Source organism: Corallococcus sp. BB11-1, from assembly GCF_026626625.1.
In the GTDB taxonomy this organism is placed as follows: domain Bacteria; phylum Myxococcota; class Myxococcia; order Myxococcales; family Myxococcaceae; genus Corallococcus; species Corallococcus soli.
The window spans coordinates 502,396-516,881 of sequence record NZ_JAPNJY010000001.1 but is presented as its reverse complement, the minus strand read 5'-3'; the positions used below and the strand labels follow the sequence as shown (position 1 = coordinate 516,881).

Sequence of the window (14,486 nt, the reverse complement as noted above, 5' to 3'; positions counted from 1 at the left end):
TCGCCCTGGAACGCGAAGAGGGCCGGCGCGAGGGAGTGTCCCCCACGTCCGGCCCTCGTCTCACCGCTCCGTCAAACGGAGGCGATGGGTGATGCGGTGATTACTTCGTCGGCGCGGGAGGAGGCGTCGTCGGCTTCGGCGCGGGCTTGCCAGCGGGGGGCGGGCCACCCATGCCGCCGGGCATGCCGGGCATGCCAGCGGGAGCGCCTTCGGGGGGCTTCACGATCTCGATGAGCTCCACGTCGAACACCAGGGCGGCACCGCCGGGGATGTTCGGGGGCGCGCCGCGGTCGCCGTAGGCGATGTCGGAGGGGCAGGTGAGCTGCGCCTTGCCGCCGACCTTCATCTTCTGGAGGCCCTCGGTCCAGCACTTGATGACGCCCTGGAGCGGGAACTGGGTGGGCTCACCGCGCTTGAAGGAGCTGTCGAACTCCTTGCCGTCGGAGAGGGTGCCCTTGTAGTGCACCTTCACGATGTCGGAGGCGACGGGCTGCGCGCCGGTGCCCGGCTGGGTCTCCTTGTAGACGAGACCGGACTCGGTCTTCTGCGCGCCGGGCTCCTTGGCCTTCTCCTCCAGGAACTTGACCGACTTCTCCTTCTCCTGCGTGGCCTTGCGGGTCGACCGCTCGCGGGCGAGCTCCTGGAGCTTGGGACCGTAGGTCTCCAGGTCCACGTCCGTCTTCGCGCCGGACACCTGCGCGCCGAGGCCGGCCTTCACGAACTCCAGCTCCTGCGGGGACATGTCGAACACGCTGATGCTGCGGCCGATGGACAGGCCCAGCGCGTAGAACGTCTTCTGCTCCTCGGTCTGGGGAGCGCCGGCGGTGGCCGCCGTGGTGGAACCGGTCGCGCCGGGCTTGTCGCCCGCGCCGCCCTGACCCTGGCAGGCCGTCAGGCTCAGCAGGGTCGCAATCAGCATCGTCTTCTTCATGATGTCGTCGCCTTTCCTTTGGCTCAGCGGCAGCCGACCACCCGCTGCATGCCCGGGGCGCGGTCTACTACAGAAAATGCCCGCCATCCTCTTGGGAACCGTGCTTTCCCCGGATGGGTGCCCCCGGCAGGTAGGACAACCGGCCGCCGGGCCTACAACCGGGGGGCCGGGCCGGGATTCCCAGGGGTGAAGCCCCCGCCGGGAGCCAGGGGGCCACCCCTACGGCTTGCGGCCGAAGGCGGCCTGGGACACCAGCAGCAGGACGATGGCGCCCAGGATGGCGCCCAGGAAGCCGGCGGGCTCCGGGTCGCGCCAGTTCGTGCCGCGCCACACGGACGTGAGGAAGCCCCCCACGAACGCGCCCGCCACGCCCAAGAGCGTGGTGCCGATGCAGCCCAGGCGCTGGTTCCCCGGCAGCACGGCCCGGGCGATGAGGCCCGCGAAGAAGCCGAAGATGATCCACCCCAACAACCCCATGGCACCCCTCCCGCGCGACCCTGCGCGCGTGCCCGCAGTGTGGCGCAGCGCACGCGGGGGCGGAAGTCCGGCGGCGTGTCGCATACGCTGCCGCGCAAGCCATGAGCCCCCTGCGACGCGCCACCCGGGACGACAACGCCGCGCTGCTGGAGCTGTTCGGCGACGTGCCCATGACGGGCGACCTGGTGCTCAGCACCCAGCGCGCGCCGGACTACTTCTCCCTCTTCGCCATGCAGCGCGGCGAGGCGGAGGTCTGGGCCCACGGTGAGGCCTCCCGCCTGGACGGCATGGGCGCCATCCTCGTGCGCGACGGCTGGCTGGACGGCAAGCCGTGCCGCGTGGGCTACCTGGGCGACCTGCGCACCCGCTTCTCCGCGCGCCGCGCCCGGGGCCTCGCGCGCTTCTACGGGCCGGTGCTGGAGGAGACCGCCCGACGCCATGGCGTGGACGTCTTCCTCACCTCCGTCATGGCCTCCAACGCCGCCGCGCTCCAGGCCCTCGTGCGCCGGGCCGCCACGCGCGAGGCCCAGCCGCATTACCACCTGCTGCGCGCCTTCTCCGCCGTCTCCATCCAGTTCGTCCTCCGCCGCCGCCCACGCCCCAGCCGCTTCACCGTGCGCCGGGCCACGCCCGCGGACGTGCCCGCCATGGCCGCGCTGCTGGACGCCGACCACCGCTCGCGCCCCTTCGGCTACCGCTACGACACGGGCGAGTTGGAGCACCGCTTCGCCCACTGGCCGGGGCTGCGCGTGGAGGACACGTTCCTGGCGTTCGATGGGCACGGGCGCCTCGTCGGCTGCACCTCCGCGTGGAACCCCGACGCGGTGAAGCGCTACCGGGTGCTGGCCTACCGGGGCGGCATGAAGTGGGTGCGCCGGGGCTTCAACGCGCTGGCCACCGTGACCGGGGCTCCGCGCCTGCCGCCTCCCGGTGGGGACTTCCGCTACTTCTACCTGTGCAACACCTGCGTCCCCGGGGACGACCCGGCCGTCTTCCGCGCGCTGCTCGACGCGGTGTACGCCGCGTTCCACGGCCAGGGCTTCCACTTCTTCACCCTGCAGCAGGACTCCGGGGACGCGCTGGCGCCCGCGCTGAAGGGCTTCCTCCAGCGCCAGTTGGACTTCCACCTGTACGCCGTCACGCCCGCCTCGCGTCCCCCGACGACCTTCGCCCGGGGACGCACCGGCTTCGAAATCTGCCTGCCCTGATGGCTACACGACGCGCGTCTTCCAGCGCCCGCGCCGGAACAGGAAGATGCCCGACGCGGACATCGCCGCGAAGGCCACCGGCACCGCGATGTACGCGCCCACCTCGCCCAGGCCGAACGGATGCGCCAGCACCCAGGCCAGCGGCAGCTCCAGCGCCCAGAGGCAGCACAGGTCGATGAGCGTGGGCGTCGTCGTGTCCCCCGCGCCGTTGAACGCGGAGGTGAGCACCATGCCGTACGCGCAGGAGACGAAGCTCAGGGAGAAGATGCGCAGCGCCGTGGCGCCCGACGCCACCACCGCCGCGTCCGTCGTGAACACCCCCATGAGCGGCGTGGCGAAGACGAAGAACACCACGCCGATGGTGCTCAGCACGATGAGGTTGTAGCGGCCCGCCATCCACACCGCCTTCTCCCCCCGCGCCACGTCGCCCGCGCCCATGCTCTGCCCCAGCAGCGTGGACGCCGCGTTGCCCAGGCCCCACGCGGGCAGCAGCGCGAACAGGACGATGCGGATCGCGATGGTGTAGCCCGCGAGCGCCGTGCTGCCGAACGACGACACGATGCGCACCAGCACCACCCAGCTGGACGTCGTCACCAGCGCCTGCACCATGCCGGCGCCCGACAGGCGCACCATCGCCAGCATCGTCGCGGGCTCCAGCGACACGTGCTCCCGCCGCACCTGGAGCCGCCCGTTCGCCTGCGCCAGTCGGAACAACTGGTAGAGCACGCCCGCGCTGCGCGCCAGGGTGGTGGCCCACGCCGCGCCCACCACGCCCATCTCCGGGAAGGGGCCCAGGCCGAAGATGAGACACGGGGCGAGCAGGATGTTGAGGCCGTTGGCCAGCGCCAGCGTGCGCATGGCGATGGCCGCGTCACCCGCGCCCCGGAAGATGGCGTTGATGAGGAAGAGCAGCAGGATGCTCACCACGCCGCCCATCATCACGCGCGTGTAGCCCACGCCGTGCTCCAGCACCCAGGGCGAGCCGCCCAGCGCCGCCAGCAGCGGCCGGGCGAAGACGATGCCCGCGATGGCCAGCACCGTGGAGAGCATCACCCCCAGACCCATCGCCTGCACCGCCGTGCGCGCCGCCCGCTCCGCGTCCTTCTCCCCGATGCGCCGCGCCACCATGGCCGTGGCGCCGATGCTCAGCCCCATGCCGACCGCGTAGATGATGGTGAGGATGCCCTCCGTGAGGCCCACCGTGGCGACCGCCTCCGCGCCGAGCCTGCCGACGAAGGCGACGTCCACCACGGCGAACACCGACTCCATCAACATCTCCAGCACCATGGGCACGGCCAGCAGGAAGATGGCGCGCCGCAGGGGCAACCGCGTCAGGTCCATCTCCGTGCCGTGCAGCGCTTCCTTCACCAGCGTCCACAGGCCCTTGGCCGGCGTCACCGGGGCCTCGACGGCGGATGGAGTCTCCGACGGAGGTGTCTCTTCCAGGGGTGCGGGTCTCATGCGTGAGGCCTTCCTACAGGAACGCGGTGACGGTTTGGCGCCCCGAGACGCCCAGCGCCCCCAATGCCTGACGTCTGGAGGTGCGGCACCCACCCCTGTCCGCCCAGCGGGCGAGCGTCGGGTGCAGGACGGCGGTGTCGCGCTTGGGGGTGACACCCGATGGAAGGAGCGAGGTGTAGCTTGTGGCCTCCCGATGAGTCCTTCGACAGCGACCGCTTCCGCCCTGCCCACCGTGGTGGGACCGCATTTCACGCTGGCCTCGTCCGCGCGCCTGCTGGGCACGCTCCAGGTCGGGCCCGGGGCCGTGATCGCCCGGGGCGCCGTGGTGCGCTCGGTGGGGGGCTCCGTGACGATGGGCGCCTGCTCCACCGTGCGCGAGGACGCGGTGGTGGTGGGCACACCCGAGCGCCCGGCCTTCCTGGGAGAGAAGAGCATGCTGGGGCCCCGCGCGCTCGTCATTGGCGCCCGGGTGGGCGCGCTGTGTGACATTGGCGACGGCGCCATCCTGATGCCCGGCGTGACGGTGGGCGACCGCTGCGTGGTGGGCGAAGGCACGGTGATTCCTCCCGGCATGACGGTGCCGGATGGGTCGGTGGTGTTCGGCCGGCCCGGCCAGGTGCTGCGGCTGCTCTCCGCCGAGGACCTGGCCCGCCTGCAACAGCGCCGGGGCGGCGACCTCTCCCTCACTGCTCCACCGTTGACCTCTTTTTCCGCGCGGGACCGCGCCGAGGATGCCCCCATGGGCCAGCTCTACGCCTTTCGCGACCGTCACCCCTTCGTCCACCCCACCGCCACCCTCTTCTCCTCCGCGGAGATCTCCGGCGACGTCGTCGTCGGCGCGGGCGCCATCATCGGCGCGGGGGTGAAGATCACCGGTGATTTGAACGGCCCGGTCCGCATCGGGGCGCGGGTGCAGATATTGGAGAACACGGTGCTGCACCTGCTGCCGGACACCATGCTGGTGCTGGAGGAGGGCGTGGTGGTGGGGCCGGGCTGCGTGCTGCACGCGTGCCAGCTGGGCGCGGGCACGGTGGTGGAGCCCGGCGCCATCCTCTGCGAGGGCAGCCACCTGGGCAAAGGCTGTCACGTGAGCGCCGGCAGCCTGGTGAAGGCCCGCGCGGTGTTCCCGGACTACGCGCTGGTGGAGGGCTTCCCCGCCGTGCAGGTGGGCACGCGCACGTCACCGCCGGAGTCGCCGCGCTGGGTGCTGCGCCCGGAGGACCTGCCGGGCCTGCGGCGCATGGGGTGAGGTTGCTCCATCGGGTCGGCTCGGGCATCTTCGGACGCCATGGGCAGGCTCGAGCAGATTGAAGCGATCAGGGTGGTGGTTGAGATCGTGGGGCCGCTGGCCCTGGGGTTGATCAGCGGCGCGCTCTACAAGAAGTTTGTGTTCCCCCGGGTCCTCGAACGGATGAAGGGCGGCCTCGCGGGGATGGTGACCTCTCCCGCCAACCGCCTCTTCCAGGGCCTGACCATCGGCATGAACCTGGGCGTGGCGGCGTCGTGCCATGCCTCCAACGCGCCGGAGACCCTGGCGTGGCTCCAGACACACCTCAGCGTCCAGCCGCCGCCAGAGGCCCTGCGGATCGCCTTCTTCGTGGCGACCTTCCTCTGCGGGTACAACCTCGTGGGCCTCTCCGCGTCCACCCCCGAGGAGGACGGCGAGTTCCACGTGGATCCGCGCACGGGCCGGCGCTCGTAGGCGGGCGGGGCTACACCCAGAACACCACGTCGCGCTCCGCGTCCTCCGGACCGGGGCCCTGGGCGCCTTCGCGCAGCCAGCGGCGCAAGGCCTCCACGTCCGCGTGGTGCAGGTCCGCCTCCGTGCCGGAGTACACGCCGCCGCCGGGTCCATCCGCGAGCCCCTGGCGCTGCGTCTCCATGATGACGACGTCCTGCTGGATGACCTGCCGCGTGTACCAGCGCACGAAGGGCGTCAGCGCGCGGCCCACCCACGCGCCCGGCAGGTCCACCGGCAGCCGGTAGCTGATGGCCGTGTACACGAGCGTGTCCGTGGGCCCGATGGGCGTGCACTGCGAGTTGATGGCGAAGCCGCTGTCACCCCACTGGTAGTCCACGCGGGTGACGTTGGGCGCGATGAACTCATCCGTGTGCACCAGCGGCAGGCCGCGCGGGTTGAACAGGCGCCCCAGGCCCGTGAGTGCGTCCTCCTCCTGGAGGTAGGTCATCCGCACGCGGCCCGCGTGGCGCTTCACCGTGGAGGGAACTCGCTTGCGCGTGGGGTCGCGGAACCAGCCCCGGTGCACGAAGGACGTGTGCGGCACGTCCATGAAGTTCTCCACCAGGTTCGTCACGCCGTTCGCGAAGCGCGTCACCATGAAGTAGACGGTCCAGCCGCGCGTGCCCCAGTAGGGCACGCGGAAGGGCTCGGCCCGCGCCCGCGTCACGTCCCCGCCCAGGTAGACGTAGACGAGGCCGTCCTGCTCACGCGTGGGAAAGCGCGCCAGGCGCCCCAGCTCGCACGGCGCGGGCTTCAGGCCCTCGCGCGCGCAGGCGACCGCGTCCAGCTTCTCTCCGCGCTGCGGAGGTCCCAGCGCGGGGATCTCCACCACCGCGCCGGACGCGTCGTACACCCAGCCGTGGTACGGGCAGCCCAGGCGCCCGTCGAACACGTCGCCCTTCGACAGGCGTGCGTTGCGGTGGAGGCAGCGGTCGCGCAGCGCGGTGGGTGCGCCGTCCGGCCCCCGGAAGAGGACCAGCCCCGTGCCGAACACGGTGCGCGCCAGCGGCTTGTTCGCGGGCAGCTCCGTGGACAGACACGCCACGTACCAGAAGTCCTTCAGCGCCCCGCAACGCGCGAGGTCCGCCTCCGCCTCCAGGTCCACCGCGGGCGCTTCGTGACGGTCGTGGGGGTGCCTCATCGGATGACGTCCTTGCCTGTCATGTCGTGCCTCGCGCGAACCAATCGGACCAGCCCGGCTGACGGTGCAGGTCCACGGGCTTGATGTCCCCCGCGCGTTGCCCCAGCGCGATGCACCGGGCCTCGTAGTGGCGGGCCCCGTGCTCCACCCGCACCGCGCGCACCGGCCCGAGCTGCCCCAGCTCCCGCGCATACCGGTAGTGGTGCCCTTCGCACAGGGCGCGCTCCACGCCCGCCGCCAGGGACTCCAGGCGTTCGTCAGGCAGGTCCGTCTCCAGGAAGAGGCGGTAGGCCGGAGGCGTCCCCCACTCCGGCGCGAGCATGGCGAAGGCGGGGTGCGGTGTGCCCAGCGTGGCTTCCAGCACCGTGCCCACCCGCGCGGCGGAGAGCTTCTCTCCCACCAGGTCCATCACCGCGTCCGCGCGGCCCAGGAAGCGCAGGCAGGGGGTCGCGTGCACGAAGCCCTCCACCTGAACGAGGTCGCCCAGTCGATAGCGCAGCAGTCCGCCGGACGTGGAGAGCAGTACCGCATAGGCGCGGCCCACCATCAGCTCGTGCGCCAGGAGGGGGCGCGCGTCCGGACGCTCTGGATCCACGAACTCCAGGAAGTGGCTGCGCACGGCGAGCACGGGCGCGGGAGCGTCGAAGAGCGGGAGCGTGATGACGCCCTCCGTGGCGAGCAGGCCCTTGCCCTGCACCTCCACGCCTTCGAAGCGCCGACGTGCGGAGGCCACCGCGTGCGCGGCCTGAGCGTCCGTCCACATGCTCAACAGCGCGAGCCCCGGCCACAGCGTGCGCGCGGACGATGCGCTGTCTCGCAGGGCGGATCGCAGCACCTGGGCCCTTGTGGTGTCCCTTGTCCCCTGGAGGCCTCGCACCAGGGACTCCCAGCCCGGTGCGCGCTCGGTGTTGGCCAGGGGCACTCCGTCCGCGTCGTGTTCAGGGGGCCGCAGCGTGCCGCGCTCCAGGTCTTCGGCCAGCCGCTCGCCGTGACGCTCCAGCGCGTCCATCAGCAGGGTGAGGAAGCTGGGATTCCACACGCTCACCAGGGACAGGTCCGCGCACCGGACCAGGAACCACAGCGTCACGTAGCGGCACGGCTCCACGTGCGGCGCCTGTCCCACCGCGCCCGGCACGGCGAAGACGCGCGAGAGCAGCGGCTGCAACGGGCGCGGGAACCACGCGCTGTCCTCGGCCGAGCCCACCGGGATGCCGCCTGCGGTCCGGTGCTGCTTGCGGCCCAGCGGGGAGATGGACCAGTAGCTGGGGCCCGCTCGCACCGCGGGCCGGCGCAGGAGCACCTCGTGCAGCATGGGCCCAAGCGCGCGCTGGAACTCGCCCAACAGGCCGCGTGTCACGGGCACCCGCTTGGACGCTCCAGAGGAGCCGCCCGACAACTCGAAGCGCAGCACGGGTTCGCGCGTGAGCACGCGGGCCTCGCCCCGGGCGATGCGCTCCACATCCGTGGCCATCGCATCTGGCGTGGACACCGGCACAGCGTCCTGGAACTCCCGCGCGGTGCGGATGCGGCTGAAGTGCGCCACCCGTCCTGCCTGGGCCGTGCCTTCCACCGTCCGGAGCACCCGCGCGAGGCACTCCGCCTGCGCCGCTTCAGGAGCCCGCAGCGCGTGACGAAAGCGCAGCGCGGAGGGGCTCAGCGCCGCCAGCGTCGCGGACAGCATCGTGCGCGAGGTCAGCACCGGACGGCCCCCTTGAAGCCAAGAGGCATCACAGCGGCGCTCCAGCGCGGGCCCTGCGCCACGGACTCCCACTTCGGACAACGAGACAGCGTGACCGCCCTCCAGCGCGAAGCCGGCGCTTCACGACCGAGTCCAGCTCCACCAGGAACCGCGCCCCGCACGTCACGTCCCCACGCGGATCCGCGAGGCATCGCGCTCTCGTCGGGCCCACCGCCGAAGCTGCCCCCACACGCTGCGCGCCAATGCCCGCGTCAGGTCCCAGCCACGGATCTCCACCAGGCACACCAGCTCCTCGCCGTCGCCATGGCCCGGGTTGCGCTCCGCGAAGTAGGCGATGTGCGGGTGTGCCGCCGCGTCCCGGTCGATGGGCGAGACACCGTCGCGCACGCGGTAGTGCGCCCCGTCGAACCGCAGCGTGCCGCGCCCCGCGTCGTACTGCGCGCCGAACCACCGCGTCGCCAGCGCATGCAGGAACTCCGGGCGTCCCACGGGCGGCGCCCAGTCCCGCCTCGGGTGCGTGCGCGGGAAGTAGTTCACCGCCAGCAGGTACGTCTTGTAGCCGCCCGACAGCAGCAGCCAGTACAACGGCCGCCACGGCCTGCGCAGCTTGCGCGCGAGCAGCAGCCGGCCGAACACCACCTGCAACGTCTTGTGCCCCCACCAGTCCGGGTGGATGACCGTGTCGCCCGAGTACAGCACCTCCGCCCCGTCCTCCTCCGCGAGGCGCACCGTGCTGAACCCCACCAGTTCCCCCGTGCGCCGGGCGTGCAGCAGGAACACGTACTGCTTCGCGTCCAGGTCCTCCTGGAAGCGCTCCGCGCTCACGCCCACGTAGCAGCACTGCATCAACGCCAGCATCCGCGCCCGGGTGTCGGCGGGGAGGTCCTCGCGCCGCACGGTGGTGCCCTTCATCGCGGAGAGCATCGCGTCAGCGTCCTCCCCGTCGCGCCGTGGGGGCAGGCGGCTGGCGCACCTCCTGGTAGCGGTCCACCTCCAGCGTCACCTCCTGCGGCTCGGCGCCATACCAGTGGACCGTCGCCTTCACCGGCCCCGTGTGACGGCCCAGGCCGAAGTGCAGTCGCGGATCCGCCGACGCGGAGAAGCCCCCCATCAGCCCCACCTCGCGCACCTGCTCCACCCGCCGGCCTTGCTCCTCGTAGGAGAGGACCACGCGCGTGCCCACCGCGCTCCGGTGCGTGCGCTGACCGTCCCCCACGAGCGACAGCCCCACGAAGTGGGCCTCTGGCTTCGCCTCCGTGGCGCTCGCGCGCAGCGTGTTGCGGTACAGCGACACCGGCGCGTGCTGGTTGGTGATGAGCACGTCCAGGTCCCCATCGTCGTCCAGGTCCGCCATCAGCACGCCGCGCGAGTTGTCCGGCGCTTCGATGCCCACCTCCCGCGCCACGTCCACGAAGTGCCCCGGCCGCGCGTCGCCCAGGTTGAGGTACACGCGGCGCGCCTCGTTCGGGTAGAGCACGCGGCCCCGGATGTCGCCCCACTTGTCCGCGTACGTGTGCACCTCCGGACCCGACTGCATCAGCTTGTGGTTCACGTACCAGTAGTCGTTGCGCTGCCCGTCCGGGATGCGCCACTTCAGCGCGTCCAGGCGCGCGTCCACCATGCCGTTGGCCTGCACCAGGTCCGGCCATCCATCCGCGTCCAGGTCCCCCGCCGCCGCGCCCCAGCCGAAGCGCCGCTCGTTGAGGGCGCCCCGAAAGGTGGCCTCGTCCTTGAACGATGGCACGAAGGCGTCCGTCCCCGGCCCCACCATCCACAGCAGGCTGCCCTCCGCCTGGAGCGAGTGGTGCACGTTGGACACGTACACGTCCAACCAGCCGTTGCGGTCGAAGTCCGCCACGCTCGCGTTCATGCCCTTGTAGGTGTCGCGGCCAATCTCCCCGAAGCGGGGGCCCACCAGGCGGCGGAAGTGGCGCCCGCCCTCGTTGAGGTAGACGTCGTCCGGCCCGAAGTCGTTGGCCACGTAGAGGTCCGTCCACCCGTCGTGGTTCAGGTCCACCGTGCTCACCGCGAGCGACCAGTGCGTCTGGGACAGGCCCAGCGCGTCCACGTCCTGCTTCTCGAACGTGCCGTCCCCCCTGCCCCGGTAGAGCGCGTTCTTCCCGCCGTTGTTCGCGTCATGCCAGCCGTCGTGCATGAAGCGCAGCATCCGCCGGTCGCCCGCATACTCGGGCGCGGGGAGCTGGAAGAGGTTGAGCGGCGTGGGCGTCGGGTAGTCCGGCAGGTGCGTCGTCATCGCGTTGAGCACCAGCAGGTCCAGGTGCCCGTCCCGGTCGTAGTCCAGGAACGTGAGCCCCAGGCTGACCGCGTGGTCCGTCACGCCCGCGGCCTCCGTCGCGTCCTCGAAGCCCGCGGTGCCCGTCTGCTTCAGCGTGTTGCGCAGCAGGCGCACCGGCCCGAAGGCCACCGCCACCGCGAGGTCCAGGTCACCGTCGCCGTCCCAGTCCACGAAGGTGCCGCCGCCCGCCAGCCCCTCTTCCTTGTAACGGGTGGCGAAGCGCTCCAGCGCGGGCACCTGGACGCGCTCGAAGCGCAGGCCGCCCAGGTTGCGGTACAGCCCCGCGTGGTGCTCCGGCGTGCCCAGCGGATGCGTGAGGAACAGGTCCAGCCGCCCGTCCCCGTCGAAGTCGCCGGTGGCCACCGCGTCGCCCACCGCGACCAGCCACTTGGCCACGTGGGCCACGCGCGCATCCAGCTCCTCCAGCGTGTTCCCCATCGTGGAGGACAGGCCCGCCTTCGCGACGTCCTGCGCGTCCAGTTGGAACGTGAGCGGCGCCGAGCGCGCACCGGGCGCGGCCATCACCGTGTGCCCCAGGGCCAGCACCGCTCCCAGTCCTCCCACCACGCCCACGCGCCGGAGCACGTCCGGCGACAGGAGCCGGCGCAGGGACTCACGGCCTCCGGCGCGCCAGGCGGCCCGGGCGTGCATGAACACGAAGCGCGTGGTGGCCACGGTGAGCGCCGCGTAGAAGAACGTGTAGACGCTCTCCTTCAGGTGCAGCACCAGGTCCACGAGCGTGATGGCCAGCGCGAGCAGCACCTGGGCCTTGCGCGTCCCGGGCGACGTGGCCGGGTCGGTGAGCATGTAGAAGACGAAGATGAAGAACGAGGGCGCGCCCAGCGTGCCCAGGAACAGCACCTCCGGCGGCAGGTGGTGGCGCAGGATGAAGGCCCGGAGCGCCGTCTGGAGCGCGTAGAAGCCGAGGAAGCTCACCACCAGCCAGCCCCGCCCCACGCGGAAGAAGAACAGCACCAGCGCCGCCATCACGATGAAGGCCGACAGCGCCACCTCGCCGTTGGCCCACTGGTAGGCGGGCGCGGCCGTGATGAGCTCGCGCGTGACGAGCAGCGACACCGCCACCGCGAACATCGACGGGTTGAAGACGTGCCGCCCCTGGAAGGTCAGCAGGTACTTGGAGCCAATGGCCAGCCACACCGGCAGCCACAGCAGCGTGCTGGCGTGCGAGTAGTTGAGCAGCAGCGCCAGCGAGCAGCAGGAGATGTACGCGGAGAGCGGCACCACCTTCTGGCGCTTCAGCACCCAGCCCAGCGCCGCGTCCAGCAGCGTCCCGGAGACGACCAGGAAGGCCATCTGCCCGGGGCTGCGGTTGAAGCCGAAGAAGGTGAAGCCCAGCACGCCGTAGAGCGTGAGCAGCGCCGCGAAGGGCAGCCGCGGGTCGTTCCACCGGGGGAAGACCCAGCCGCCCCACTGCACACGCGTGGCCGCGAGGGCCGGCGTCACCGCCACATCCGCACTCATGATTGACCGTCCCGGGACACGCGCGGAGCGTGCCGTGCCCGCCTCCGGGTGTCCAATCCCCTCGGGGCTTGCATCCGCCACCCATGCGTGGAGTCGTAGCTCTTAACGACGTCCCGCTCGCTCCCTCCCCTGCCCCGGCTGTGTTCCCCCTGATGCTCTCCGCTTCGACGCGTGTGTTGTTGGTGGTGTTCCTGCTCGCGGTCGCGAGCGCGGCGGCGTTCTTCCGGCACCGGCAGAACGCCCGGGGGGCACGGGGTGGGCGCATCTCCGGGCCCAAGCTGGCGTGGCTCCTCTACGCGGTCTTCCTCTGGTTCCTGGTGTGTCCGCTGGTGGCCATGGATCCAGCGGTGCCCGGCGAGGCCCGCATCGTGCTGGGAGCCTTCGCGGTGTCCATGTGGCTGCGCGGGGCGGCGGAGCTCTACATGCTCTATGTGTCGCGCAACTGGCGACCGCCGTACGGCGTGGGGCATGACCTGGGGTGCATCGCGCTCGTGGGAGCGGGGCTCGTGTACACGGGGGAGAAGTGGGCGGGGGCGCTGGATGGGCGCGACGTGTGGGCGCTGGCGCTCGTGGGGCTGGTGCTGGTGAGCCTGGTGGTGGAGGTGGCCTACGCGGCGTTGTTCCACCAGGCTGTCGAGGGACGCACCACCGGCGAGGACGGGGTGTGGTTCGCGGACGCGGAGCAGGAGCGCTTCCGGCGCATCAACCGGCTCACGCTCGCGCTCAACGTGCCGCTGTACGCGGCGCTCGCATTGCTGCTCGCGGTGGGGATCGGCGGGTGAGGCGTCACACCACGGGCTGACGCCAGGCGCGGGACAGGTGGCCGGGGCCGTGCTCGTTGAAGCGGCGCATGAGTTCTTCGCGGCCTTGTCGGCCGTGCTCCAGCAGGTACGCGAGCTCCGCGGGCATCAGCGCCTTGACGGTGACGAGCCGGACTTCTCCGTCGGGCATCGTGAAGTGGCTGGGGAGGCTGGGGGTCTCCATGCCCAGCAGCACGCCCACCCGGCCGTCCTTCGTCAGGAGCGTCTCGGGCATCCGCTGCCCGTCCACCTCCATGGAGAGGAAGCCCGTCCTCACCTTCTCGCGCACGCCTTCGTGCTCCACGAGCTCGTTGCCGATGTGCTCCAGAATCAGTTGCTGCCAGCAGGTCGCCACGTCCGCGACGGGTTCGTCCGTCTCCAGCGCGAGTTCCAGGCCGAAACCCACCGAGGGCTCCTCACGGGCCACGTAGAAGTCGGACAGGCCGTCCGTCACGAAGAGGGTGCGGCCTTCCGGGCGGCGGATGACGCGCCAGACCTGACGACGGGCGGGCCAGCCTCCTCCGACGACAATGGGGATGATGGCCTCTTCGTCCAGCGTCCCCAGGGTGCGCCAGAAGGCCTCGCGGGCTGTCTCCGTCCGCTCGAAGAGTGCCCGGAGCTTGAGACTGCGCTCGCGTTCCTCAGGGGTGACGGCGCTGGGGCCAGTGACTTCCTCGAACTTCACCCCCGTGACGCCCGCGCGCTCCAAGGCGTCCTTGATGTCCTCGGAGACGATGAGCGCGATGGACCATCCCCAGGTGCGGAACACCTTCGCGTCGCCCACCTTGGTCGGGTCGATGCGCATACCGGAGACAGCCCGGTACGTACCGAGCTTCTCCGGCTGCGCATCTTCCGGTTGGAAGTACTGGACCTCTGCCGACTGCTCTTCATCAATGCAGCGGATGCTCCGCGTCGCGACGAGGATGCAATACGGCTCCGACTGTCCATCGACATCAACTGGGATGACCTGCACGTCGTCAGGCGCCAACTCCGTGAAGATGTTCGCCACTCGATGATGCACTACGGGAGTGGCACCGACACCTGCCAGGGAGAATTCGAGCGGTCTTCCCGGATGATAGATGGGGAACCGGAGTCGTTCCTCGACGCGCACGGGGCAGCCGTCCGTGAACTGCCAGGGATCATCCACCTCACGTCCCTGGGGATTCCTTGGAGCAGACAGGTACCAGCCTCCCTGGTCACCCATGTCATCGTGAAGGTCGAAGTACCGCCCCGCCATGCCAGAATCCTCG

12 protein-coding genes are annotated in these 14,486 nt (G+C 71.2%); 4 read left to right on the top strand and 8 right to left on the bottom strand.

What is annotated here, in order from left to right:
* Window positions 1-100 precede the first annotated feature (100 nt).
* Complete coding sequence (locus tag OV207_RS02250) at window positions 101-931, bottom strand: FKBP-type peptidyl-prolyl cis-trans isomerase (RefSeq protein ID WP_267552178.1); 831 nt, start codon at window positions 929-931, stop codon at window positions 101-103.
* A 219-nt stretch (window positions 932-1,150) separates the two neighbouring features.
* Complete coding sequence (locus OV207_RS02245) at window positions 1,151-1,408, bottom strand: GlsB/YeaQ/YmgE family stress response membrane protein (RefSeq protein ID WP_193346141.1); 258 nt, start codon at window positions 1,406-1,408, stop codon at window positions 1,151-1,153.
* Window positions 1,409-1,509: 101 nt separating this feature from the next.
* Between OV207_RS02245 and OV207_RS02240 the strand changes: the two genes are divergently transcribed.
* Window positions 1,510-2,616, top strand: a complete 1,107-nt coding sequence (locus OV207_RS02240) for a GNAT family N-acetyltransferase (protein WP_267552176.1) — start codon at window positions 1,510-1,512, stop codon at window positions 2,614-2,616.
* A 3-nt stretch (window positions 2,617-2,619) separates the two neighbouring features.
* Here OV207_RS02240 and OV207_RS02235 read toward each other — a convergent pair whose 3' ends face one another.
* Window positions 2,620-4,077, bottom strand: a complete 1,458-nt coding sequence (locus tag OV207_RS02235) for an MATE family efflux transporter (RefSeq protein WP_267552174.1) — start codon at window positions 4,075-4,077, stop codon at window positions 2,620-2,622.
* A gap of 193 nt (window positions 4,078-4,270) precedes the next feature.
* On the opposite strand from OV207_RS02235, the gene OV207_RS02230 reads away from it, so the two are divergent.
* The gene (locus OV207_RS02230; protein WP_267552173.1) at window positions 4,271-5,326 is read left to right on the top strand and encodes a gamma carbonic anhydrase family protein; all 1,056 of its coding nucleotides are present in this window, start codon (window positions 4,271-4,273) and stop codon (window positions 5,324-5,326) included.
* Window positions 5,327-5,398: 72 nt separating this feature from the next.
* Window positions 5,399-5,779: a hypothetical protein gene (locus tag OV207_RS02225; protein WP_267552171.1), complete on the top strand. Its 381-nt coding sequence runs from the start codon at window positions 5,399-5,401 to the stop codon at window positions 5,777-5,779.
* A 10-nt stretch (window positions 5,780-5,789) separates the two neighbouring features.
* Here OV207_RS02225 and OV207_RS02220 read toward each other — a convergent pair whose 3' ends face one another.
* The 4 genes from OV207_RS02220 to OV207_RS02205 all read right to left on the bottom strand — a co-directional run bounded on the left by OV207_RS02220 (window position 5,790) and on the right by OV207_RS02205 (window position 12,436).
* Window positions 5,790-6,959 carry an aromatic ring-hydroxylating oxygenase subunit alpha gene (locus OV207_RS02220; protein WP_267552169.1) on the bottom strand — a complete coding sequence of 390 codons (1,170 nt, stop codon included), beginning with the start codon at window positions 6,957-6,959 and terminating at the stop codon, window positions 5,790-5,792.
* A 19-nt stretch (window positions 6,960-6,978) separates the two neighbouring features.
* On the bottom strand, window positions 6,979-8,640 hold the full coding sequence (locus OV207_RS02215; RefSeq protein ID WP_420715169.1) for a GH3 family domain-containing protein: 1,662 nt from the start codon (window positions 8,638-8,640) through the stop codon (window positions 6,979-6,981).
* Between the two features lie 180 nt (window positions 8,641-8,820).
* Window positions 8,821-9,582 carry a hypothetical protein gene (locus tag OV207_RS02210; RefSeq protein ID WP_267552166.1) on the bottom strand — a complete coding sequence of 254 codons (762 nt, stop codon included), beginning with the start codon at window positions 9,580-9,582 and terminating at the stop codon, window positions 8,821-8,823.
* Between the two features lie 4 nt (window positions 9,583-9,586).
* On the bottom strand, window positions 9,587-12,436 hold the full coding sequence (locus OV207_RS02205) for an FG-GAP-like repeat-containing protein (protein WP_267552164.1): 2,850 nt from the start codon (window positions 12,434-12,436) through the stop codon (window positions 9,587-9,589).
* A 152-nt stretch (window positions 12,437-12,588) separates the two neighbouring features.
* Here OV207_RS02205 and OV207_RS02200 point away from each other — a divergent pair, with 152 nt between their 5' ends.
* Complete coding sequence (locus tag OV207_RS02200) at window positions 12,589-13,218, top strand: hypothetical protein (protein WP_267552163.1); 630 nt, start codon at window positions 12,589-12,591, stop codon at window positions 13,216-13,218.
* Window positions 13,219-13,222: 4 nt separating this feature from the next.
* Here OV207_RS02200 and OV207_RS02195 read toward each other — a convergent pair whose 3' ends face one another.
* The gene (locus tag OV207_RS02195; RefSeq protein ID WP_324291496.1) at window positions 13,223-14,440 is read right to left on the bottom strand and encodes an imm11 family protein; all 1,218 of its coding nucleotides are present in this window, start codon (window positions 14,438-14,440) and stop codon (window positions 13,223-13,225) included.
* Window positions 14,441-14,486: the final 46 nt, after the last annotated feature.

Excerpts from the sequence above, each read along its gene's own strand:
- OV207_RS02205 (WP_267552164.1), bottom strand. The coding sequence starts at position 12,436 with ATGAGTGCGGATGTGGCGGTGACGCCGGCCCTCGCGGCCACGCGTGTG.
- OV207_RS02215 (WP_420715169.1), bottom strand. The coding sequence starts at position 8,640 with ATGCTGTCCGCGACGCTGGCGGCGCTGAGCCCCTCCGCGCTGCGCTTT.
- OV207_RS02230 (WP_267552173.1), top strand. The coding sequence starts at position 4,271 with ATGAGTCCTTCGACAGCGACCGCTTCCGCCCTGCCCACCGTGGTGGGA.
- OV207_RS02250 (WP_267552178.1), bottom strand. The coding sequence starts at position 931 with ATGAAGAAGACGATGCTGATTGCGACCCTGCTGAGCCTGACGGCCTGC.
- OV207_RS02195 (WP_324291496.1), bottom strand. The coding sequence starts at position 14,440 with ATGGGTGACCAGGGAGGCTGGTACCTGTCTGCTCCAAGGAATCCCCAG.
- OV207_RS02220 (WP_267552169.1), bottom strand. The coding sequence starts at position 6,959 with ATGAGGCACCCCCACGACCGTCACGAAGCGCCCGCGGTGGACCTGGAG.
- OV207_RS02200 (WP_267552163.1), top strand. The coding sequence starts at position 12,589 with ATGCTCTCCGCTTCGACGCGTGTGTTGTTGGTGGTGTTCCTGCTCGCG.
- OV207_RS02240 (WP_267552176.1), top strand. The coding sequence starts at position 1,510 with ATGAGCCCCCTGCGACGCGCCACCCGGGACGACAACGCCGCGCTGCTG.
- OV207_RS02235 (WP_267552174.1), bottom strand. The coding sequence starts at position 4,077 with ATGAGACCCGCACCCCTGGAAGAGACACCTCCGTCGGAGACTCCATCC.
- OV207_RS02245 (WP_193346141.1), bottom strand. The coding sequence starts at position 1,408 with ATGGGGTTGTTGGGGTGGATCATCTTCGGCTTCTTCGCGGGCCTCATC.
- OV207_RS02210 (WP_267552166.1), bottom strand. The coding sequence starts at position 9,582 with ATGCTCTCCGCGATGAAGGGCACCACCGTGCGGCGCGAGGACCTCCCC.